The following is a 21,601-nucleotide window of genomic DNA, read 5'->3' on the forward strand; positions in this document are numbered from 1 at the left end:
CTGTAATGACCACGGAAAAAGTTAAGTACGGCGTGCATTCCGAAGCCGGCAAACTGCGCAAAGTCATGGTTTGTTCCCCCGGCCTGGCCCACCAGCGGCTCACCCCGAATAACTGTGACGAGCTGCTGTTTGATGATGTGCTGTGGGTCGCCCAAGCCAAGCGTGACCACTTCGACTTCGTCACCAAGATGCGCGAACGCGGGATCGACGTTGTGGAAATGCACAACCTGTTGACCGACATCGTCGCCATCCCCGAAGCGCTGGACTGGATTCTGGAGCGCAAGGTCACCGCCGATTCGGTGGGTTTGGGCCTGATCAACGAAGTGAAATCCTGGCTGCTCAGCCTGGAGCCCCGTCATATCGCCGAGTTCCTGATTGGCGGTGTCTCCGCCGATGACCTGCCGGACAGCTTTGGTGGCAAGACCATCCAGATGTTCCGCGACTTCCTCGGCCACTCCAGCTTCATTCTGCCGCCACTGCCCAACACTCAGTTCACCCGCGACACTACGTGCTGGATCTACGGTGGTGTGACCCTGAACCCGATGTACTGGCCGGCGCGCCGTCAGGAAACCCTGCTGACCACCGCCATCTATAAATTCCACCCGCAGTTCACCAACGCCGAATTCGAGATCTGGTACGGCGACCCGGACGTGGATCACGGCAGCTCCACCCTTGAAGGCGGCGACGTGATGCCGATCGGCAACGGCGTGGTGCTGATCGGTATGGGCGAGCGTTCGTCGCGCCAGGCCATCGGTCAATTGGCGCTGAACCTGTTCAAACACAAAGCCGTGGAAAAAGTCATCGTCGCCGGCCTGCCAAAATCCCGTGCCGCGATGCACCTGGACACCGTGTTCAGCTTCTGTGACCGCGACCTGGTCACCATTTTCCCCGAAGTCGTGAACCAGATCGTCGCCTTCACCCTGCGTCCGGACGAAAAGAAACCGGGCGGCATCGACATCCGACGCGAAGACGGCACGTTCCTCGACACCGTGGCCAAGGCCCTCAACCTGAAAGCGTTGCGGGTCGTCGAAACCGGCGGCAACAGCTTCGCTGCCGAACGCGAACAGTGGGATGACGGTAACAACGTGGTGGCCGTGGAGCCGGGCGTGGTCATCGGTTATGACCGCAACACCTACACCAACACCTTGCTGCGCAAGGCGGGTATCGAGGTCATCACCATCAGCGCCGGCGAACTGGGGCGTGGACGCGGGGGCGGCCACTGCATGACCTGCCCGATCATTCGCGACCCTATCGACTATTAATCTTTGAGCCCTGGCCGCTGCTGTGCCCTCTACCCGAAGGCAAGCACGGCCAGGGGGATAACCGACACCTAAGGAGATCCATCATGGCTTTCAACATTCACAACCGTAATTTGCTGAGCCTGGAACACCACACCCCTCGCGAATTGCGTTACCTGCTCGACCTGTCCCGCGACCTCAAGCGCGCCAAGTACACCGGCACCGAGCAGCAGCACCTCAAAGGCAACAACATCGCGCTGATCTTCGAAAAAACCTCGACCCGCACCCGCTGCGCCTTCGAAGTCGCCGCTTATGACCAGGGCGCCAACGTCACCTACATCGACCCGAACTCTTCGCAGATCGGCCACAAGGAAAGCATGAAGGACACCGCCCGCGTGCTGGGGCGCATGTACGACGCTATCGAGTACCGTGGCTTCAAGCAGGAAATCGTCGAGGAACTGGCCAAGTTTGCCGGCGTGCCGGTGTTCAACGGCCTGACCGATGAATACCACCCAACGCAAATGATCGCCGACGTGCTGACCATGCGCGAACACGCCGACAAGCCGATCCACGACATCAGCTACGTCTACCTGGGCGACGCCCGCAACAACATGGGTAACTCGCTGCTGCTGATCGGCGCCAAGCTGGGCATGGACGTGCGCATCTGCGCGCCAAAAGCCCTGTGGCCGCTGGACGATCTGGTACAGCGCTGCCACAAATATGCCGAAGAAAGTGGCGCGCGCATCACCCTGACCGAAGACACCAAAGCTGCGGTCAAAGGCGTGGACTTCATCCACACCGACGTCTGGGTGTCGATGGGTGAACCGGTCGAAGCCTGGGCCGAACGTATCCAGCAACTGCTGCCGTATCAGGTCAACGCCGAACTGATGAAAGCCACCGGCAACCCACGCACCAAGTTCATGCACTGCCTGCCGGCCTTCCACAACAGTGATACCAAAGTCGGCAAGCAGATTGCCGAGCAGTACCCGAACCTGAAGAACGGCATCGAAGTGACTGATGACGTGTTCGAGTCGCCGGCCTGCATCGCCTTCGAGCAAGCGGAAAACCGCATGCACACCATCAAGGCGATCCTGGTATCGACCCTGGCTGACCTCTAAAGAACGGACCGGTCAATGTGGGAGCGAGCCTGCTCGCGATGACGGGGTAACAGACGACATAGACGTCGACTGACACGGCCCTGTCGCGAGCAGGCTCGCTCCCACAAAGGCCTGAGTTACCTGCTTATTTCTCGTTTTAGAAGGATTGCCATTATGCGTATCGTCGTAGCTCTGGGCGGTAACGCCCTGCTCCGCCGTGGTGAACCCATGACCGCGGACAACCAGCGCGCCAACATCCGGATCGCCACTGAACAAATCGCCAAGGTCCATGCCGGCAACCAACTGGTGATCGCCCACGGCAATGGCCCGCAGGTCGGCCTGTTGTCGCTGCAAGCCGCGGCCTACACCTCGGTTTCCCCTTACCCGCTGGACGTGCTCGGTGCCGAAACCGAAGGCATGATCGGCTACATCATCGAACAGGAACTGGGCAACCTGCTGGACTTCGAAGTGCCCTTCGCGACCCTGCTCACCCAGGTCGAAGTCGACGCCAACGACCCGGCGTTCCAGAACCCCAGCAAACCGATCGGCCCGGTGTATGCCAAGGCCGAAGCGGAAAAACTCGCCGCCGAGAAAGGCTGGGCGATTGCCCCGGACGGCGACAAGTATCGTCGCGTGGTGGCCAGCCCGAAACCGAAACGCATTTTCGAAATCCGCCCGATCAAATGGCTGCTGGAAAAAGGCAGCATCGTGATCTGCGCCGGCGGTGGCGGGATCCCGACCATGTACACCGCCCCCGGCAAACTGGAAGGCGTCGAGGCGGTGATCGATAAAGACTTGTGCTCGGCGCTGCTGGCCGAACAACTTGAGGCCGATCTGTTAGTGATCGCCACCGACGTCAGCGCCGCCTTCATCGACTACGGCAAGCCGACCCAGAAAGCCATCGGCCAGGCTCACCCGGATGAAATGGAAAAACTCGGCTTCGCCGCAGGCTCCATGGGACCCAAGGTTCAAGCGGCTTGCGAGTTCGCCCGCCACACTGGAAAAACCGCGGTAATCGGTTCACTCTCGGACATTGAAGCGATCGTCCAGGGCAAGGCAGGTACGCGCATCAGCACGGCGAAACCTGGCATTACTTACTTGTAAGGAGAGACGTCTATGGCACAGTTTGAACCGGGTCACTTGCACATCGAGCGTCACGCGTTGGACAAGAATGATGTCAGCTACAACATTCACCTCGACTATGAAGTCAGCAAGAACCCCAAAGGCGTCAAAGGCATCCAGTTCACGATGCATGGCAACATTCAGGGAAAGGACATGAAAGAGACCTTCTTCCTGCCCAAGGAGGAGGCCTACAACTTTGCCAACAATGTGACGAAGATCGCCGAGCAGTACGGCATTCCAAAGACACACAGCCAGATCGGCTCGGTGCACAAGCATTACGATCTGGTGTTTGAAGACATACGGGCGAAGCTGGACATGAAATCCGGCGACCCGGTGAACCTCGAGAACTTCGAGTAACCCACACTCCCCCCTGCAGGAGTGAGCCTGCTCGCGATAGCGGACTGACATTCACCATGGATGTCGACTGATACACCGCTATCGCGAGCAGGCTCACTCCTGCAAAGGTTCGGTGTGGGCCTGAAATCCCGCGCAGGATTTCACCATTCGCCCGCCCCAAGGCATACTTGCGCCCCTCCGCACTCCAGAACCAAAAACCGCCCCATGCGTATCCACGTCAGTTTCATCGACCGCGTCGGTATCACCCAGGAAGTCCTGGCCCTGCTCGGTGGGCGCAATCTCAATCTCGATGCGGTGGAAATGGTCCCGCCCAACGTTTACATCGATGCCCCGACCCTGAGTCCGGAAGTCCTCGAAGAGCTGCGCGATGCGCTGTTCAGCGTGCGTGGCGTGCAAGCGGTGACGGTGGTCGACATCCTTCCCGGCCAGCGCCGCCACCTGCAACTCGACGCCTTGCTCGCGGCCATGACCGACCCGGTACTGGCCCTGGACAGTGCCGGCAACGTGTTGCTGGCCAACCCGGCATTGATCGCGTTGTATGGGCGTGAACCCGCCGGTGAAAGCATCGCCGACCTGTTCTCCGACCCGGCGCTGCTCGACACCTTGCTGGAACAGGGCTTTCGCCTGCCGCTGCGGGAAATCACGGTCAACGGCCAGACGTTGCTGCTGGACGCCACGCCGATCACCGACGCTGGCGCCCTGCTGACCCTGTATCAACCCAACCGCATCGGCGAACGCCTCTCGGCGCTGCACCATGATCACGCCGAAGGATTCGATGCGCTGCTCGGCGAGTCGCCGGTGATCCGCACGCTCAAGGCTCGGGCGCAACGGGTGGCCGCACTCGATGCGCCGCTGTTGATTCAGGGCGAAACCGGCACCGGCAAGGAATTGGTCGCCCGGGCCTGCCATGCCATCAGCGCTCGACACAATTCGCCCTTTCTTGCGTTGAACTGCGCAGCATTGCCGGAGAACCTCGCCGAAAGTGAACTGTTCGGCTACGCCCCCGGTGCCTTTACCGGCGCGCAACGGGGCGGCAAACCGGGGCTGATGGAACTGGCCAACCAGGGCACGGTGTTTCTCGATGAAATCGGGGAGATGTCGCCGTACTTGCAGGCCAAACTGCTGCGTTTTCTCAATGACGGCAGTTTCCGCCGGGTCGGCGGTGATCGTGAGGTCAAGGTCAATGTGCGAATCCTCAGCGCCACCCACCGTGATCTGGAAAAGATGGTCAGCGAAGGCAGCTTCCGCGAAGACCTGTTTTACCGCCTCAATGTACTCAACGTTGAAGTCCCGCCGCTGCGCGAACGTGGCCAGGACATTCTGTTGCTCGCCCGCTACTTCATGCAGCAAGCCTGCGCGCAGATCCAGCGCCCGGTTTGTCGCCTGGCGCCGGGCACCTACCCGGCACTGCTGGGCAATCGCTGGCCGGGCAACGTGCGGCAATTGCAGAACGTGATCTTCCGCGCCGCGGCAATTTGCGAAAGCACGCTGGTCGACATCGGCGACCTCGACATCGCCGGCACCTCGGTGGCGCGCCAGAGCGACAACGAAGTCGACAGCCTGGAGCAGGCGATGGAAGAGTTCGAGAAAACCCTGCTGGAAAAGCTCTACGTCAGCTACCCCTCGACCCGCCAACTGGCCAGCCGCCTGCAGACATCCCACACCGCGATTGCCCATCGGTTGCGCAAGTACGGCATACCCAACAAGCCCTGAGGTTGAGGTTGAACCACACCCCACAGGTTTTGTGTGTTACCTGAAAACTCCTGCTTAAAAACGACCTCTACCTGTACTGAAAGCGCTACAGCGGAACGATATCGCTACACCCCTCCCCGATCACGGCTGTGCAAGGCTTTGATTGACCTCAGCTTTCTTGCCTGACTTTGTCCGTATCGATTTCGCTACAGCGAGCGAATTCTCCCGCCCTGCAAAACATCCCAACCCACTGATTAATAAAGATAAAACAAACATTGGCCGTGTTCTTGCTAAGTAGTTCGTCATAACACGGCTTTTTTGCCCAAGCATTCAATAGCGTCCACCAGACGAGTCTGGCCCCCCTTAGGAGTTCTCATGAGCGATTTGCGTTTTACTGAAGATCACGAATGGCTGCGCACCGAAGCTGACGGCAGCGTTACTGTCGGCATCACCGCTTTCGCACAGAACGCCTTGGGCGACGTGGTTTTCGTACAACTGCCTGAGCTGCAGTCCTACGACAAAGGCGCTGAAGCCGCCACCGTGGAATCGGTAAAAGCCGCCAGCGGCGTCTACATGCCACTCGACGGCGACGTGCTGGAAGTCAACCCGGCACTCGACAGCAGCCCTGAACTGGTCAATGAAGATCCACTGGGCGAAGGCTGGTTCTTCCGCTTCCAGCCAAGCGACGCCTCGGCGGTCGCCAAACTGCTGGACCAGGACGCTTACGACCGTCTGATCAAAGCCAACGCCGAAGCCTGAGGAGCGCTGACATGACCCAAGTACCTTCTGTTTCTGTAAACCTGACCACCGCCAACGAATTCATCGCCCGTCACATCGGCCCGCGTGCCGGCGACGAGCAAGCCATGCTCAACAGCCTCGGCTTCGACTCGCTGGAAGCCCTGAGCGCCAGCGTGATCCCGGACAGCATCAAAGGCACCAGCGTGCTGGGCCTGGAAGACGGTTTGAGCGAGGCTGAAGCCCTCGCCTCGATCAAAGCCATCGCCGGTAAAAACCAGCTGTTCAAGACCTACATTGGCCAGGGCTACTACGGCACCCACACGCCGTCGCCGATCCTGCGCAACCTGCTGGAAAACCCGGCCTGGTACACCGCCTACACCCCGTACCAGCCAGAAATTTCCCAGGGCCGTCTCGAAGCGCTGTTGAACTTCCAGACCCTGATCAGCGACCTGACCGGCCTGCCGATTGCCAACGCGTCCTTGCTCGATGAAGCCACCGCCGCAGCCGAAGCCATGACCTTCTGCAAACGCCTGAGCAAGAACAAGGGCAGCCACGCCTTCTTCGCCTCCGTGCATTGCCACCCGCAAACCCTCGACGTGCTGCGCACCCGTGCCGAGCCGTTGGGCATTGATGTGGTGGTCGGCGACGAACTCGAACTCACTGACGTGACGCCATTCTTCGGCGCCCTGCTGCAATACCCGGCCAGCAACGGTGACGTGTTCGATTACCGCGAACTGACCCAACGCTTCCACGCCGCCAACGCTCTGGTGGCTGTGGCCGCTGACCTGCTGGCCCTGACCGTGCTGACCCCGCCAGGCGAATTCGGCGCCGACGTGGCCATCGGCAGCGCCCAGCGTTTCGGTGTTCCGCTGGGCTTCGGTGGCCCGCACGCGGCGTACTTCTCCACTAAAGACGCGTTCAAGCGCGACATGCCGGGCCGTCTGGTCGGTGTTTCGGTGGACCGTTTCGGTAAGCCGGCCCTGCGCCTGGCCATGCAGACTCGCGAGCAACACATCCGTCGCGAGAAGGCTACGAGCAACATCTGCACCGCCCAAGTGCTGTTGGCCAACATCGCCAGCATGTACGCCGTGTACCACGGTCCGAAAGGCCTGACCCAGATCGCCAACCGCGTGCATCACCTGACCGCCATTCTGGCCAAAGGCTTGAACGCACTGGGCCTGACCGTCGAGCAAGCCAGCTTCTTCGACACCCTGACCCTGGCCACCGGCGCGCAAACCGCCGCGCTGCACGACAAGGCTCACGCCCGGCAGATCAACCTGCGCGTCATCGATGCTCAGCGTCTGGGCCTGTCGGTGGACGAAACCACCACCCAGGCTGACATCCAAACCCTGTGGGCTCTGTTCGCCGACGGCAAGACCCTGCCGGACTTCGCTGCGCTGGCCGCCTCGGTACAGAGCACCATCCCAGCTTCGCTGGTGCGTCAATCGCCGATCCTCAGCCACCCGGTGTTCAACCGTTATCACTCGGAAACCGAGCTGATGCGCTACCTGCGCAAGCTGGCCGACAAGGACCTGGCGCTGGACCGCACCATGATCCCGCTGGGTTCGTGCACCATGAAACTCAACGCTGCCAGCGAAATGATCCCGGTGACCTGGGCTGAATTCGGAGCCCTGCACCCGTTCGCTCCGGCCGAGCAAAGCGCCGGCTACCAGCAACTGACCGACGAACTGGAAGCGATGCTCTGTGCCGCCACCGGTTACGACTCGATCTCACTGCAACCGAACGCCGGTTCGCAAGGTGAATACGCCGGTTTGCTGGCCATCCGCGCCTATCACCAGAGCCGTGGCGAAGATCGTCGCGACATCTGCCTGATCCCGTCGTCCGCCCACGGCACCAACCCGGCCACCGCCAACATGGCCGGCATGCGTGTGGTCGTGACCGCTTGCGATGCGCGCGGCAACGTCGACATCGAAGACCTGCGCGCCAAAGCCATCGAGCACCGCGAACACCTCGCTGCGCTGATGATCACTTACCCGTCGACCCACGGCGTGTTCGAAGAAGGCATTCGCGAAATCTGCGGCATCATTCATGACAACGGCGGCCAGGTGTACATCGACGGCGCCAACATGAACGCGATGGTCGGCCTCTGCGCACCGGGCAAGTTCGGCGGCGACGTGTCGCACCTGAACCTGCACAAAACCTTCTGCATTCCACACGGCGGCGGCGGCCCGGGCGTCGGCCCGATCGGCGTGAAATCGCACCTGACTCCGTTCCTGCCGGGCCACGCCCAGATGGCACGCAAGGAAGGCGCGGTCTGCGCAGCACCGTTCGGCAGCGCGAGCATTCTGCCGATCACCTGGATGTACATTCGGATGATGGGCGGCGCCGGCCTGAAACGCGCTTCGCAGCTGGCGATCCTCAATGCCAACTACATCTCCCGTCGCCTCGAAGAGCATTACCCGGTTCTGTACACAGGCAGCAATGGCCTGGTGGCACACGAATGCATCCTCGACCTGCGTCCGCTTAAAGACAGCAGCGGTATCAGCGTTGATGACGTCGCCAAGCGCCTGATCGACTTCGGCTTCCACGCCCCGACCATGTCGTTCCCGGTCGCCGGCACGCTGATGATCGAGCCGACCGAAAGCGAATCCAAGGAAGAACTGGACCGTTTCTGCGACGCCATGATCCGCATCCGCGAAGAAATCCGCGCGGTGGAAAACGGCACACTGGACAAGGAAGACAACCCGCTGAAGAACGCTCCGCACACCGCGGCAGAGATCGTTGGCGAGTGGACACATCCGTACAGCCGTGAGCAAGCGGTGTACCCGGTAGCCTCCCTGATCGAAGGCAAATACTGGCCACCGGTCGGTCGCGTCGACAACGTGTTTGGCGATCGCAACCTGGTGTGCGCCTGCCCATCGATCGAAAGCTACGCTTAAACGAATAAGGGGGGCGGGTTTACTCGCCTCCATTTTCGAGAACACCACAAAACACTGTCGGAGTGAGACCGGCTTGCCGGCGATAGCGATCTGTCTGTAGACATTTTTGTTGCATGTTAGACCGCTATCGCCGGCAAGCCGGTCTCACTCCTACAAGGGTTCTGTGGCACTTCCCAGATCGCGCCCATACCTATAACAAGAAACCGGAGAACAACCATGTCGTTAAGCGTGTTCGACCTGTTCAAGATTGGCATTGGCCCCTCCAGTTCCCACACCGTCGGCCCGATGCGCGCAGCCGCGCGTTTTGCCGAAGGGTTGCGCCGCGAAGGGCTGTTGGCCGCCACCACCTGCGTCAAAGTCGAGCTCTACGGCTCGCTCGGCGCCACCGGCAAGGGCCACGGCAGCGACAAGGCTGTGTTGCTCGGCCTCGAAGGTGAACACCCGGACACCGTGAATACCGAAACCGTCGCCGCCCGCCTGCAAGACATTCGCGGCAACGGTCGCTTGAACCTGCTCGGTGAACACAGCATTGCGTTCAACGAGAAAGAACACCTGGCAATGATTCGCAAACCCTTGCCCTATCACCCCAACGGCATGATCTTTCGCGCATTCGACGCCGCCGGCCTGCAGATCCGCAGCCGCGAGTACTACTCGGTCGGGGGTGGCTTTGTGGTCGATGAAGATGCAGCCGGCGCCGACCGCATCGTCGAAGACGCCACGCCGCTGACCTTCCCGTTCAAAAGTGCCAAGGACTTGCTCAGTCATTGCACCACCTACGGCCTGTCCATCAGCCAGGTGATGCTGACCAACGAAAGCGCCTGGCGCCCGGAAGCGGAAACCCGCGCCGGCCTGCTGAAAATCTGGCAAGTAATGCAGGACTGCGTCGACGCCGGTTGCCGCAACGAAGGCATTCTGCCCGGCGGGTTGAAGGTCAAGCGTCGCGCGGCGGCACTGCACCGGCAATTGTGCAAAAACCCGGAATCGTCACTGCGCGATCCGCTGTCAGTGCTGGACTGGGTCAACCTGTACGCCCTGGCGGTCAACGAAGAAAACGCCAACGGCGGACGCGTCGTCACCGCGCCCACAAACGGTGCAGCCGGGATTGTTCCGGCAGTTTTGCATTACTACATGCGCTTCATTCCCGGTGCCAACGAAGACGGCGTCGTACGCTTCCTGCTGACGGCGGCGGCCATCGGCATTCTCTACAAGGAAAACGCCTCGATCTCCGGCGCCGAAGTCGGCTGCCAGGGCGAAGTCGGCGTGGCTTGTTCGATGGCGGCCGGCGCCTTGTGCGAGGTCCTTGGCGGGACCGTGCAGCAAGTGGAAAACGCCGCCGAAATCGGCATGGAACATAACCTCGGCCTGACCTGCGACCCGATTGGCGGGCTGGTGCAAGTGCCTTGCATCGAGCGCAACGCCATGGGTTCGGTCAAGGCGATCAACGCGGTACGCATGGCCCTGCGCGGCGACGGTCAGCACTTCGTCTCCCTCGACAAGGTCATCCGTACCATGCGCCAGACCGGCGCCGACATGAAAAGCAAATACAAGGAAACCGCCCGCGGCGGTTTGGCGGTCAACATTATCGAGTGCTGATGCTCACGCGCACTGCACACTTTTTCAGGAGCTGAATATGTCCACCGAACAATTGCTGAAAACCCCGCTGCACGCACTGCACATCGAACTCGGCGCACGCATGGTGCCGTTCGCCGGCTATGACATGCCGGTGCAATACCCGCTCGGCGTGATGAAAGAACACCAGCACACCCGTGATCAGGCCGGGCTGTTCGATGTGTCGCACATGGGCCAGATCCGCCTGACCGGCGCCAACGCCGCCAAGGCCCTGGAAACCCTGGTGCCGGTCGACATCATCGACCTGCCGGTGGGCATGCAGCGATACGCAATGTTCACCAACGAAACCGGTGGCATCCTCGACGACCTGATGGTTGCCAACCTCGGTAACGACGAACTGTTCCTGGTGGTCAACGCAGCCTGCAAGGATCAAGACCTGGCGCACCTGCGCAAGCACATCGGCGAGCAGTGCACCATCGAGCCGCTGTTCGAAGAACGCGCCCTGCTGGCGCTGCAAGGCCCGGCCGCCGTCACCGTGCTCGCACGCCTGGCGCCGGAAGTGGCGAAGATGACCTTTATGCAGTTCACCCGCGTGAAACTGCTGGGCGTGGACTGCTTTGTCAGCCGTTCGGGCTACACCGGTGAAGACGGTTTCGAAATCTCGGTACCGGCCGCCAACGCCGAAACCCTGGCTCGCGCCCTGCTGGCTGAACCTGAAGTGGCGGCCATCGGCCTCGGCGCACGCGACTCGCTGCGCCTGGAAGCCGGCCTGTGCCTCTATGGCCACGACATGAACACCGAGACCACCCCGATCGAAGCGAGCCTGCTGTGGGCCATCTCCAAGCCTCGTCGTGCCGATGGCGCGCGGGCCGGCGGCTTCCCTGGCGCTGAAACCGTGTTCGCACAACAGCAAGGTGGCGTCAGCCGCAAGCGCGTCGGCCTGCTGCCTCAGGAACGCACACCCGTGCGTGAAGGCGCAGAAATCGTCAACGAGGCCGGCGAGATCATCGGCGCTGTTTGCAGCGGCGGCTTCGGTCCGACCCTGGGCGCTCCTTTGGCCATGGGTTACCTCGACAGCGCTTATATGGCTATCGACACACCCGTTTGGGCGATCGTTCGTGGGAAAAAGGTGCCTTTGCTTGTAAGCAAAATGCCATTTGTTGCACAACGCTACTATCGCGGCTGATTGACTGTTTCTATAAGTAACGCGGTTGCGTTAACAGTGCACTAATGTGTAACGCAACCGCCATAAAACAGTGCATATCTTTATAGCCAGCCTTCGTTTATGAACGTTGCTTATAACGATCGAAAACAATTGAACAGCGGCAAAGAATAAGACGGCACTAGTGGATCGACTAGTACCCTCAACCTGAGTAAATCCGGGCCTCTGACAGGGCTTGTTTTTTCTCCCGTAGTTGGCGTAGAGTTTGTTCACTGTGTTTGCATGGGTCGCTTGGAATCGTGACCTGGGCAGTAGCCTACAAGTTAGCTACATCCCGTTCGACGTCTTCTTACTCTCCTGCAACCAGCCCCAGTACTCTTTCATGAGAAAGAGACTGTCATTAATTTTTGCGTCAAAGGAAATAAGAAATGTCCCAACGTCAGAGCGGTACCGTCAAGTGGTTTAACGACGAGAAAGGTTTTGGTTTTATCACTCCTGAAAGCGGTCCGGATCTGTTCGTACATTTCCGCGCCATCCAGGGCAACGGCTTCAAGAGCCTGAAAGAAGGCCAGAAAGTGACTTTCGTTGCTGTGCAAGGCCAGAAAGGCATGCAGGCTGACGAAGTACAAGCAGAAGCCTAATCTTCTGTTACGAAAAAGCCCCTGATGCTGACATCAGGGGCTTTTTTGTGCGCGTAAATCCGTAAAATGGCTTCTTTTTCCGCTCAGAGGCTGCCATGTCGAAACACCTGCTCAATCCCCAGGGCGACTTTCCCGCCGCCACCCTGGGTCGTCGCCTGGCAGCGATGTTCTATGACTTCCTGTTGTGTACCGCCCTGCTGATCGTCACCAGCGGCGTCTACAAGATGATCCAGATGGCGATCCTCGGCGAGGAGAAAATGCGCACCCTGACTGAAGCCGGCGCGCTGGACGGGGATCCATTGCTCTCGACGGTGCTGCTGTTTGTGCTGTTCGGCTTCTTCGCCAAGTTCTGGACCTGGTCGGGGCAGACCCTCGGCATGCAGGTGTGGTGCATCCGTGTGCAGAATGCCGATGGCTCGTCCATCAGCCTTTGGCAGGCGTTGTTGCGCTTTGTGGTGTCGATTGCTTCTTGGCTGTGCGTGGGCCTGGGGTTTATCTGGCCATTATTTGATAAGCAGAAACGCAGCTGGCATGACATGTACTCCAACACTCAGCTTGTGCGCATCCCAAAGAAGACCAAGTAATTCAGCCATACAGAAACCACTGTGGGAGCAAGCTTGCTCCCACAGGTTTTTCAGGACTAGCTCAAAGAGCTCAGGCGTTACCGGCCAGCTTCATCCGCGCAGCCTGAGTAAAGTCCAGCATGCGCTTCAACGGCCGAATCGCCTGCGGAATCAGCGCCGGATCCACAAAGATCTCGTTCGCCCCCTCTTTCAAGCTCTTCAGCGTGCGCTCAAGGGTGTTCATCGCCATCCACGGGCAGTGCGCGCAACTGCGGCAGGCTGCGCCGTTACCGGCCGTTGGCGCCTCGATGAAGACCTTGTCCGGGCACAGCTGCTGCATCTTGTAGAAGATGCCGCGATCGGTGGCGACGATCAGGGTCTTGTTCGGCAGGCGCTGAGCCGCTGCGATCAGCTGACTGGTGGAACCAACGGCATCCGCCAGCTCGATCACCGAGGTCGGCGATTCCGGGTGCACCAGAATGGCGGCATCCGGGTACAGCGCTTTCATGTCTTCAAGCTGCTTGGACTTGAACTCTTCGTGAACGATGCAGGCACCGTCCCAGAGCAGCATGTCCGCACCGGTCTGGCGCTGAATGTAGGTGCCCAGGTGCTTGTCCGGGCCCCAGATAATGGTCTCGCCGTTATCCATCAGGCTTTCGACGATTTCCAGCGCACAGCTGGATGTCACCACCCAGTCCGCCCGCGCCTTGACCGCGGCCGAGGTGTTGGCATACACCACCACCGTGCGTTCCGGGTGCTGATCACAGAACGCCGAAAACTCGTCCACCGGGCAACCCAGGTCCAGCGAGCACGTCGCTTCGAGGGTGGGCATCAGCACGCGTTTTTCGGGATTGAGGATTTTTGCGGTTTCGCCCATGAACTTCACCCCGGCGACCACCACGGTCTTGGCCGGGTGAGCATTGCCGAAGCGGGCCATCTCCAGCGAGTCGGAGACGCAACCACCCGTTTCTTCGGCCAGGGCCTGAATCACCGGATCGCAATAGAAGTGGGCAACCAGCACCGCGTCCTGAGCCTTGAGCTCGGCGGCGATGGCAGCACGGTAATAAGCCTCTTCCTCGGCGGTCAGCGGCTTGGGCTGCTTGGCGTCGAGGTGAGCTTGAACCAGAAGGCGTTCGGAAATCTGCGTCATGTTCGCAAGACCTGCAGGCGCTTTCGCGCGAAAGTCGAGTATACACCCGGCTCCGGCCCCATCAGGGTACCGCCGGGAGAGTGAGTATTCATCAGGCACGGACAGCGTTGAAGTTGCGCAAGGCTACAGAATATCCCGTGGATGCAAAAGATGATTCTGACCTGCGTCATGCGATGCAGCCCAGGGCCTGGGCGAGCTCAAATCGCGGGCAAAAAAAAATCCGGAAATCCTCACTTGCGTGGGCCTTCCAGACTTTTAAAACTGCTACAAAAATGGTGGGTCGTGTGGGATTCGAACCTACGACCAATTGGTTAAAAGCCAACTGCTCTACCAACTGAGCTAACGACCCGCTGTGTGGTGGCGCGTATAATACTGATTTTTAAGGACTATTCAACACCTAATTTGAAATAAATCAAAAATAACGTGTTGGGTCGCTGATTCCGGCCGCCGCAAAGCCTTCTGCACGCAGTCGGCAGCTGTCGCATTTGCCGCATGCACTACCGTCATCGTCAGCCTGATAACAGGAAACCGTCAGCCCGTAATTGACGCCCAGCTTCACGCCCGCCTCGACAATTTGCGCCTTGCTCAGGTTCTGCAGGGGTGCCTGGATACGGAAGCCATTGCCCTCTACCCCGGCTTTGGTCGCCAGATTGGCCATGCGCTCGAAGGACTCGATGAACTCGGGACGGCAGTCGGGGTAACCGGAGTAATCCACGGCGTTCACGCCAATGAAGATGTCACGTGCACCGAGCACTTCAGCCCAGCCCAAGGCCAGCGACAGGAATACCGTGTTGCGCGCAGGCACGTAAGTCACTGGAATACCCTCCCCCAGCTCCTCCGGAATGTCGATGCTGCTGTCGGTCAGCGCCGAGCCGCCCATACCGTTCAGGTTGAGGCCGATCACCTTGTGCTCGACCACACCCAGGTCATGGGCAACGCGTGCAGCGGCATGCAACTCGGCCTGAGAGCGCTGGCCGTAATCAAAGCTCATGGTGTAGCAGCTGTAGCCTTCGGCGCGGGCCATGGCCACGACAGTTGCCGAGTCCAGCCCGCCGGACAACAGGATGACTGCTCGTTTTTCAGCGGTGTTCAGTTGTTCCGTCATTTCAGCGCCCCGGCTCGTCATTCCAAAGATATTTATGCAGCTGCAATTGCAAACGCACTGGCAGGTTGTCCGCCACCACCCAATCCGCCAGGTCCCGAGCATTCAGGTCGTGGTGGCTTGGCGAGAACAGGACTTCGCCGGCGCGCCGGTCAAGACCGTACTGGATCAGCTTGGACACTGCCCAGTCGTAGTCATCCCGCGAGCAGATGACAAACTTCACCTGATCGTTGGGCGTGAGCAGCTCGATATTTTCGTAGCGGTTGCGATGTGCTTCCTTCGAACCCGGGGTTTTCAGGTCGACAACGCGACTGACCCGGGAATCTACCGCCGAGATATCAAGCGCACCACTGGTTTCCAGTGACACTTCGTACCCGGCGTCGCACAACTGCTTGAGCAATGGGATGGCGTTAGGTTGTGCCAGTGGCTCGCCACCGGTAACACACACATAACGGGGGCGGAAACCGGCCACTTGCTCGAGGATGTCTTCGAGCGGGCGAAGGGTGCCACCAGTGAACGCGTAGGCGCTGTCGCAGTATTGGCAACGCAAGGGGCAGCCGGTCAGGCGCACAAATACTGTGGGCAGCCCGGCAGTTCGCGTTTCACCCTGCAACGAGTAAAAAACTTCGGTAATTCTCAATGTGTCTTGCATAGTCGCCACGGGCATAACAGCTAAACAGGCTGTCCGCCTCCGTCAGGCACTTCAAGGAACCCCGCCACCGCGCAGATCCCAAAAAGCGTGTTTCATAAAAAGGGCGTGAATTCTAACGAAAAAACCCGCGACAAGCGCGGGTTTCTTCGAAACGGGTCAAGCAGCCCTTACATTTTTTGCAGATCACGCTGAGCCAACTGAGCGGCGGAGGTGCCCGGATATTGCGACACAACCTGCTGCAGAATGCCTTTGACCTTGTCGGTGTGACCGAGGCGGCGCTCTACATCAGCCAGCTTGTACAACGAATCAGGCACTTTGGCGTGCTTTGGGTACAGCTGTGAAACCTTGGCAAATGCCTGACCTGCGCCTTGCAGATCGCCTTTGGCCAGGTTCACTTCGCCCAACCAGTACTGGGCATTGCCCGCATATTGGCTGTTCGGGTATTTGCGCAGGAAAGCGGCAAAAGCCTGGCTGGCCTTGTCGAAATCCTTGGCTTTGATCAGGTCAAAGGCTGCGTCGTAATACAGCTTTTCCTTCGCCGGATCCGCCGGTTCGCCACCCGCGGCAGGTGCTTGAGCGGCAGCCGCTCCTGCACTTGCGCCAGCAGCTGCACCAGGGGCATTCAAATCGCCACCAGTGGAAGAATTTTCAGGAGTCGCGGCAGGTGCAACGCCGGTTCCTATGCGCCGATCAAGATCCTGATATCGCTCCAGGTTCTCTTGCTTCATGCGCGCTACATCATTTTGCAGTTCTTCGATCACACCCTGTTGGCGCGAGATCTGGTCCTGCATTTGTTGCAGTTGGTTGAACAGCTGACCCTGTGCCGAGACAGGGGTTGAAACCCCTCCCCCGGCATAGGCGCCGTTCGTACCGTAACCCGCAGGCGGATAACTACTCCCGCTGTTAGAACCGGAGTTGTTATCGACCACAGGAACCGCAGCCCACACCGCAAGCGGTGCGAGACTGAGAGCCAAGACAGTTACAGCACGACGGCACGTTCGCATGACGAATTACTTACGCAGTTCGACGCGACGGTTTTGAGCCCAGGACTGCTCGTCGTTGCCGGTAGCAACTGGACGCTCTTCGCCGTAGGAAACCAGTTCCAGCTGAGCTGGGGAAACGCCTTGCAGTACCAGGTAGCGTTGAACGGCTTTCGCACGACGCTCGCCCAGTGCCATGTTGTACTCACGAGTACCACGTTCGTCGGTGTTGCCTTCCAGAACAACGCGAGCGCCGTTTGCTTTCAGGTCTTTGGCGTGAACGTCCAGAGCGCGCATGGCTTCTGGCTTCAGGTCCGAGCTGTCGTATTCGAAGTAGAAGGTGGTGATTGCGCGCAGAGCAGCTTCTTCGCTCAGGGAACCGTCAACGGCACCAGTGTTTGCGCCGTAACCAGCGTTTGGATCAACAGCGCCTTCACCGGCGTTGTCGCCGCCTTTGGACGAGCAACCTACAGCTACAGCCATGGCCAGAGCCAGCGCAGCAAATTTACCAAACTTCAGCATTTCCATCGTGAAACTCCTAATGAACCCCAGTGTGTTAAGTAAAACGTGTAGCGCCGCGTCAGTTCAGGTAAGGGGACCAGGAAGGTTCTCGAACTTCGCCTTGAGCGGTAGGAAGCGGGAGCCTTACGCGTCCATTAATGGACACGAGCATCAAGACTCCCCGGCCCTGCTGGCGGGTGGCGTAGATTACCATGGTGCCGTTGGGCGCAACAGTAGGCGACTCGTCCAGAGTGCTATCAGTGAGGATCTTTACACTACCTCGCTGCAAATCCTGGGCTGCCACCTTGAAATTGGTGAAGCCGTCCTGGCGGTGAATCATCACCAGGGTCTTTTCATCAGCCGACAATTTAGGGTTGGCGTTGTAGTTACCAATGAAGGTCACACGTTCCGCACCGCCACCACTGACGCTGGTTTTGTAGATCTGCGGCTTGCCGCCACGGTCGGAGGTGAAGTAGATGGTCGAACCATCCTTACCCCAGAACGGTTCGGTGTTGATGCCGGGACCATTGGTGACGCGGGAGATCTGACGCGAACCCAGGTTCATCACATAGATGTCCGGGTTGCCGTCCTTGGACAGGACGAATGCCAGGCGATTGCCATCCGGCGACCAGGCTGGCGCGCCATTGAGGCCTTCGAAGTTGGTGATCTGCTCGCGGCGACCGGTGTCGATGTTCTGCATGAAGATGCGCGGACGCTTCTGCTCGAACGACACATAAGCGATGCGCTTGCCATCCGGTGCAAAACGCGGCGACAGGATCGGCTCGCGCGATTGCAGCAGGGTCACGGCACGGGCACCGTCATAGTCCGAACGTTGCAGCGTGTAGCGCGTGTTCTTCTCGGAGAAACGCTCGGCGGTCACATACAACAGACGCGTCGAGAAGGCACCTTTGATACCGGTGAGTTTTTCGAACGACTGGTCGGAGATGTAGTGCGCCATGTCGCGCAGTTGATCAACGCTGCCCGACACGCTGCCGGTCAGCACTTGCTGCTCGGTGGCGACGTTGAACAGAGCGTACTGAACCTGCAGGCGACCGCCTGCTGGCACGATACTGCCGACCATGATGTATTGGGCGCCAACCGCTTTCCAGTCACGGTAAATGATTTCGCTGGCCTGGCTCGGCTGGCTGATCATGTTCTGCTTTGGAATCGGCGCGTAGTAACCGGAGTTGCGCAGGTCGTTACCGATGATTTCAGCCATGTCGTCCGGCAGCACGCTGCCGCCCTGGAAACCGAATGGCACGACGGCAATTGGAGTGGCCTGGGAGCTGCCACTGCTGACCAGGATATTTTTTTCATCTGCCGTGGCCAGTCCTGCAAAGCAGAACATGACTACAAGCAGTCCTCGAAGAAGGTTTCTCACAAGGCTAGATCCTCAGGTGTGAATGTCATCTTGAATGAACGATAGGGTGCGAAATCAGCTGGCTTCAGACCCTGCATTTCGGTCAAACGACCAATATTTTTTACCGCCGCTACTGCTGAACTGTCGAACGGCACATCACCACTGGAATGAGCAACCGATACACCGGAGATCGTTCCATCAGGCAGCATGTTGATTTGCAGAATCACTTTCATGCCCTTGCGGGCCGACGGTGGCTGCGCCCAACCTTCAGAAGCGCGCGAACGAATCAGATCATCGAAGTTGCCCGCGGTCTCATCACCCTGCTCATCCGCCAACGCCTGTTGACGCTCCGGCTTGTCGGACAGCAAATCAGCCAAGGCCTGCGCCTTTTTGTCTTCAACCGATTTACGTGCCGCATCCTGCGACTTCTTCTTCGCAGCATCGGCAGCAGCTTTCTTCTTCGCGTCTTCGGCGACTTTCTTCTTCGCCTCTTCAGCTTCAGCTTTCTTCTTGGCGTCTTCGGCGGCTTTCTTCTTCGCGTCTTCGACGATTTTCTTCTTGGCTTCTTCAGCGGCCTCTTTCTTGGCCTCTTCTTCAGCTGCTTTCTTGGCTTCTTCTTCGGCTTTCTTCTTGGCTATATCAGCCAATTGTTTCTCTTCTGCCTTTTTGGCTTCGGCGGTCTTCTTCGCTTCATCGGCTTTCTTGGCTTCATCAGCCTTTTTCGCCTCATCCGCTTTCTTCGACTCGTCGGCCTTCTTGGCTTCCTCGGCCTTTTGAGCCGCTTCTTCTTTCTTTTGTTCCGCAGCCTTCACCGCTTCCTGCTCGACCTTTTTCTGTTCCATCTGTTCGACTTCGGTTTGACGCGCAGCAGATTTCTGCGCTTCACCCGCAATCTTCTGATTGGTCTGGGTGGTCGCCCGACTTTTCGATTTCAGCTGGTACAGGGTCGCCTGGACAATCGGCTTGGCCGGCGGCAACTCAGGCGTCATGGCAAAACTGACAAACAGCATGCCGAACACCAGCACGTGCAAGCCAATCGCCCAGACACTAGGCCAGAAGTAGCTTTCCGAGGCTGTTGGCTCTCGTTGTTGCTGCATCAGGGCGCCTCGGTAATCAAGCCAACGTTACCGACGCCGGCTTTCTGCAAACCGCCCATGGCACCCATGACCGAACCGTAGTCGACGGTCTTGTCGCCGCGGATGAACACCTGGGTGCGCTTGCCGCCTTCAGTGCCGGCACGAATGATCTTGGTTACCGCGTCAGTCATCTGCGGCAAGGTCATGGCCTTGTCCTGCTGCTTTTCGGTATCGACTTCGCTGCCAAGGTTCCAGTAGTAGGTCTTGTCAGCCTTGATCGAAATAGTCAGGACCTGGGTGTTGTTGTCCTGCGGCAAGGCTTCGCTGGAAACCTTGGGCAGATCAACTTTCACGCCCTGATTGAGCATCGGCGCGGTCACCATGAAGATGACCAGCAGTACCAGCATCACGTCGATGTAAGGCACTACGTTCATCTCGGCAACCGGCTTGCGCTTTTTGCGAGCTCGAGCGATTAAAGCCATTGGAAATTACCTGCTTATTCTTCGCTGGTGTGCACTTTGCGGTGCAGGATCGCCTGGAATTCATCGGCGAAGGTGTAGTAACGGCTCAGCAGGGTTTCGCTGCGAGCAGAGAAGCGGTTGTAAGCAATTACGGCCGGGATGGCAGCGAACAGACCGATCGCGGTGGCGATCAGTGCTTCGGCGATACCGGGAGCCACAGTGGCCAGGGTCGCTTGCTGGGCAGAGGCCAGACCACGGAAGGAGTTCATGATGCCCCAGACCGTACCGAACAGACCGATGTACGGGCTCACGGAGCCGACGGTGGCCAGGAATGGCAGGCTCTGCTCGAGCTTCTCTTCTTCGCGGGAAATGGCGACGCGCATGGCACGGGCCACGCCTTCCATGACCGCTTCCGGGTCAACACCTGGCTGCTGGCGCAGACGGGAGAATTCCTTGAAACCGGCACGGAAAATCTGCTCGACGCCCGAATCCGGATCAGGGTTGCTACCGGCTTGACGGTAGAGTTTGGACAGGTCGATACCGGACCAGAAGCGCTCTTCAAAGCTCTCCAGGGCACGTCGACCGGCGCGAATCAAATTGCTGCGCTGAAAAATCATGATCCATGAGGTCACCGATGCGGCTACCAGGATCAGCATTACCAGTTGCACCACGATACTGGCATTGCTGACCAGGCTCCACATGGAGGAATGGTCGACGACGTTAGCTTCCACGCTTTATCTCCTGCTTTGAGTGTGTACCCGCGCCGCTCACGTCGGCAAAGGCCGCACGTAGAGCTTCGGGAATGGCCCGGGGTTTCAAACTGTTAGTGCGCACACAGGCCACCAAAAACTGCCCTTCGCAGAGCAGCACATTATCCGTTGCCCGCCTGACCTGCTGCTTGAAACGCAGGCTGACCCGGTTCAATTCGATTACTTCAGCGCTTACCAGAAGCTCGTCGTCCAGTCGCGCCGGCGCGTGGTAACGCGCTTCGCTGGAATGCACGACAAACAACAGGTCCTCCCCTGCCAGCGCCGATTGGGCAAAGCCCAGATCCCGGAGCCGCTCGGTTCGAGCCCGTTCCATAAACTTGAGGTAATTGACGTAATACACGATGCCGCCCGCATCGGTGTCCTCGTAATAAACGCGACAACGATGTGTGAACGGCTCAAGCCCGTTTTGCGCGCGCATACTCTAGTGCTTACTCCTCAGGTTGCCAATCCGGCCAGGCAACTGTTTTTCA

At 59.1% G+C, this 21,601-nt stretch carries 21 protein-coding genes and 1 tRNA gene; 11 read left to right on the top strand and 11 right to left on the bottom strand.

Features of this window, described 5'->3' with window-relative positions:
• Positions 1-5: 5 nt before the first annotated feature.
• The 11 genes from arcA (at position 6) to J2X66_RS14695 (ending at position 13,100) form a co-directional block, all read left to right on the top strand.
• Positions 6-1,262, top strand: a complete 1,257-nt coding sequence (gene arcA / locus J2X66_RS14645) for an arginine deiminase (protein WP_310265491.1) — start codon at positions 6-8, stop codon at positions 1,260-1,262.
• Between the two features lie 83 nt (positions 1,263-1,345).
• Positions 1,346-2,356, top strand: coding sequence for an ornithine carbamoyltransferase (locus J2X66_RS14650; RefSeq protein WP_310265493.1), 1,011 nt, complete (start codon positions 1,346-1,348; stop codon positions 2,354-2,356).
• Between the two features lie 153 nt (positions 2,357-2,509).
• Complete coding sequence (arcC, locus tag J2X66_RS14655) at positions 2,510-3,439, top strand: carbamate kinase (protein WP_310265495.1); 930 nt, start codon at positions 2,510-2,512, stop codon at positions 3,437-3,439.
• Positions 3,440-3,451: 12 nt separating this feature from the next.
• Positions 3,452-3,814: a DUF5064 family protein gene (locus J2X66_RS14660; protein ID WP_310265497.1), complete on the top strand. Its 363-nt coding sequence runs from the start codon at positions 3,452-3,454 to the stop codon at positions 3,812-3,814.
• Positions 3,815-4,018: 204 nt separating this feature from the next.
• On the top strand, positions 4,019-5,527 hold the full coding sequence (locus tag J2X66_RS14665; protein WP_310265499.1) for a sigma-54-dependent transcriptional regulator: 1,509 nt from the start codon (positions 4,019-4,021) through the stop codon (positions 5,525-5,527).
• Positions 5,528-5,881: 354 nt separating this feature from the next.
• Positions 5,882-6,265 (top strand): glycine cleavage system protein GcvH, encoded by a 384-nt coding sequence (gcvH, locus tag J2X66_RS14670; protein ID WP_310265501.1) that lies wholly within the window; start codon positions 5,882-5,884, stop codon positions 6,263-6,265.
• Between the two features lie 11 nt (positions 6,266-6,276).
• Complete coding sequence (gcvP, locus tag J2X66_RS14675) at positions 6,277-9,144, top strand: aminomethyl-transferring glycine dehydrogenase (protein ID WP_310265503.1); 2,868 nt, start codon at positions 6,277-6,279, stop codon at positions 9,142-9,144.
• Positions 9,145-9,360: 216 nt separating this feature from the next.
• Positions 9,361-10,737 carry an L-serine ammonia-lyase gene (locus tag J2X66_RS14680; protein WP_310265506.1) on the top strand — a complete coding sequence of 459 codons (1,377 nt, stop codon included), beginning with the start codon at positions 9,361-9,363 and terminating at the stop codon, positions 10,735-10,737.
• Between the two features lie 37 nt (positions 10,738-10,774).
• Complete coding sequence (gcvT, locus tag J2X66_RS14685; RefSeq protein ID WP_310265508.1) at positions 10,775-11,899, top strand: glycine cleavage system aminomethyltransferase GcvT; 1,125 nt, start codon at positions 10,775-10,777, stop codon at positions 11,897-11,899.
• Between the two features lie 404 nt (positions 11,900-12,303).
• Positions 12,304-12,516 carry a cold-shock protein gene (locus tag J2X66_RS14690; RefSeq protein WP_003175786.1) on the top strand — a complete coding sequence of 71 codons (213 nt, stop codon included), beginning with the start codon at positions 12,304-12,306 and terminating at the stop codon, positions 12,514-12,516.
• 95 nt (positions 12,517-12,611) lie between these two features.
• A complete protein-coding gene (locus tag J2X66_RS14695) occupies positions 12,612-13,100 on the top strand; it encodes an RDD family protein (protein ID WP_027922947.1) in 489 nt (162 codons plus the stop codon).
• A 70-nt stretch (positions 13,101-13,170) separates the two neighbouring features.
• Here J2X66_RS14695 and nadA read toward each other — a convergent pair whose 3' ends face one another.
• The 11 genes from nadA to ybgC form a co-directional block, all read right to left on the bottom strand.
• Positions 13,171-14,229, bottom strand: a complete 1,059-nt coding sequence (gene nadA / locus J2X66_RS14700) for a quinolinate synthase NadA (RefSeq protein ID WP_140667536.1) — start codon at positions 14,227-14,229, stop codon at positions 13,171-13,173.
• 273 nt (positions 14,230-14,502) lie between these two features.
• Positions 14,503-14,578: transfer RNA gene (locus tag J2X66_RS14705), tRNA-Lys, on the bottom strand.
• 63 nt (positions 14,579-14,641) lie between these two features.
• Positions 14,642-15,334 carry a 7-cyano-7-deazaguanine synthase QueC gene (gene queC / locus J2X66_RS14710; protein WP_310265528.1) on the bottom strand — a complete coding sequence of 231 codons (693 nt, stop codon included), beginning with the start codon at positions 15,332-15,334 and terminating at the stop codon, positions 14,642-14,644.
• A gap of 1 nt (position 15,335) precedes the next feature.
• The gene (gene queE / locus J2X66_RS14715; protein ID WP_310265530.1) at positions 15,336-15,983 is read right to left on the bottom strand and encodes a 7-carboxy-7-deazaguanine synthase QueE; all 648 of its coding nucleotides are present in this window, start codon (positions 15,981-15,983) and stop codon (positions 15,336-15,338) included.
• 167 nt (positions 15,984-16,150) lie between these two features.
• Positions 16,151-16,987 carry a tol-pal system protein YbgF gene (gene ybgF / locus J2X66_RS14720; RefSeq protein WP_310265532.1) on the bottom strand — a complete coding sequence of 279 codons (837 nt, stop codon included), beginning with the start codon at positions 16,985-16,987 and terminating at the stop codon, positions 16,151-16,153.
• A gap of 6 nt (positions 16,988-16,993) precedes the next feature.
• Positions 16,994-17,491 (bottom strand): peptidoglycan-associated lipoprotein Pal, encoded by a 498-nt coding sequence (gene pal, locus J2X66_RS14725; RefSeq protein ID WP_003178634.1) that lies wholly within the window; start codon positions 17,489-17,491, stop codon positions 16,994-16,996.
• Between the two features lie 52 nt (positions 17,492-17,543).
• A complete protein-coding gene (gene tolB / locus J2X66_RS14730; protein ID WP_218186576.1) occupies positions 17,544-18,812 on the bottom strand; it encodes a Tol-Pal system beta propeller repeat protein TolB in 1,269 nt (422 codons plus the stop codon).
• Between the two features lie 29 nt (positions 18,813-18,841).
• Positions 18,842-19,921, bottom strand: coding sequence for a cell envelope integrity protein TolA (gene tolA / locus J2X66_RS14735; protein ID WP_027922941.1), 1,080 nt, complete (start codon positions 19,919-19,921; stop codon positions 18,842-18,844).
• Positions 19,921-20,373 (bottom strand): protein TolR, encoded by a 453-nt coding sequence (tolR, locus tag J2X66_RS14740; RefSeq protein WP_161807482.1) that lies wholly within the window; start codon positions 20,371-20,373, stop codon positions 19,921-19,923. Before tolR ends, tolA begins: the two co-directional genes overlap by 1 nt.
• 23 nt (positions 20,374-20,396) lie before the next feature.
• A complete protein-coding gene (tolQ, locus tag J2X66_RS14745; protein ID WP_027922940.1) occupies positions 20,397-21,092 on the bottom strand; it encodes a protein TolQ in 696 nt (231 codons plus the stop codon).
• The gene (ybgC, locus tag J2X66_RS14750; protein WP_027922939.1) at positions 21,082-21,549 is read right to left on the bottom strand and encodes a tol-pal system-associated acyl-CoA thioesterase; all 468 of its coding nucleotides are present in this window, start codon (positions 21,547-21,549) and stop codon (positions 21,082-21,084) included. The genes tolQ and ybgC overlap by 11 nt, the downstream gene beginning before the upstream one ends.
• Positions 21,550-21,601 lie beyond the last annotated feature (52 nt).

It is taken from the genome of Pseudomonas sp. 3296 (assembly GCF_031456615.1).
In the GTDB taxonomy this organism is placed as follows: domain Bacteria; phylum Pseudomonadota; class Gammaproteobacteria; order Pseudomonadales; family Pseudomonadaceae; genus Aquipseudomonas; species Aquipseudomonas mucoides.

Excerpts from the sequence above, each read along its gene's own strand:
- arcA (WP_310265491.1), top strand. The coding sequence starts at position 6 with ATGACCACGGAAAAAGTTAAGTACGGCGTGCATTCCGAAGCCGGCAAA.
- J2X66_RS14650 (WP_310265493.1), top strand. The coding sequence starts at position 1,346 with ATGGCTTTCAACATTCACAACCGTAATTTGCTGAGCCTGGAACACCAC.
- arcC (WP_310265495.1), top strand. The coding sequence starts at position 2,510 with ATGCGTATCGTCGTAGCTCTGGGCGGTAACGCCCTGCTCCGCCGTGGT.
- J2X66_RS14660 (WP_310265497.1), top strand. The coding sequence starts at position 3,452 with ATGGCACAGTTTGAACCGGGTCACTTGCACATCGAGCGTCACGCGTTG.
- J2X66_RS14665 (WP_310265499.1), top strand. The coding sequence starts at position 4,019 with ATGCGTATCCACGTCAGTTTCATCGACCGCGTCGGTATCACCCAGGAA.
- gcvH (WP_310265501.1), top strand. The coding sequence starts at position 5,882 with ATGAGCGATTTGCGTTTTACTGAAGATCACGAATGGCTGCGCACCGAA.
- gcvP (WP_310265503.1), top strand. The coding sequence starts at position 6,277 with ATGACCCAAGTACCTTCTGTTTCTGTAAACCTGACCACCGCCAACGAA.
- J2X66_RS14680 (WP_310265506.1), top strand. The coding sequence starts at position 9,361 with ATGTCGTTAAGCGTGTTCGACCTGTTCAAGATTGGCATTGGCCCCTCC.
- gcvT (WP_310265508.1), top strand. The coding sequence starts at position 10,775 with ATGTCCACCGAACAATTGCTGAAAACCCCGCTGCACGCACTGCACATC.
- J2X66_RS14690 (WP_003175786.1), top strand. The coding sequence starts at position 12,304 with ATGTCCCAACGTCAGAGCGGTACCGTCAAGTGGTTTAACGACGAGAAA.
- J2X66_RS14695 (WP_027922947.1), top strand. The coding sequence starts at position 12,612 with ATGTCGAAACACCTGCTCAATCCCCAGGGCGACTTTCCCGCCGCCACC.
- nadA (WP_140667536.1), bottom strand. The coding sequence starts at position 14,229 with ATGACGCAGATTTCCGAACGCCTTCTGGTTCAAGCTCACCTCGACGCC.
- queC (WP_310265528.1), bottom strand. The coding sequence starts at position 15,334 with ATGACGGAACAACTGAACACCGCTGAAAAACGAGCAGTCATCCTGTTG.
- queE (WP_310265530.1), bottom strand. The coding sequence starts at position 15,983 with ATGCAAGACACATTGAGAATTACCGAAGTTTTTTACTCGTTGCAGGGT.
- ybgF (WP_310265532.1), bottom strand. The coding sequence starts at position 16,987 with ATGCGAACGTGCCGTCGTGCTGTAACTGTCTTGGCTCTCAGTCTCGCA.
- pal (WP_003178634.1), bottom strand. The coding sequence starts at position 17,491 with ATGGAAATGCTGAAGTTTGGTAAATTTGCTGCGCTGGCTCTGGCCATG.
- tolB (WP_218186576.1), bottom strand. The coding sequence starts at position 18,812 with ATGTTCTGCTTTGCAGGACTGGCCACGGCAGATGAAAAAAATATCCTG.
- tolA (WP_027922941.1), bottom strand. The coding sequence starts at position 19,921 with ATGCAGCAACAACGAGAGCCAACAGCCTCGGAAAGCTACTTCTGGCCT.
- ybgC (WP_027922939.1), bottom strand. The coding sequence starts at position 21,549 with ATGCGCGCGCAAAACGGGCTTGAGCCGTTCACACATCGTTGTCGCGTT.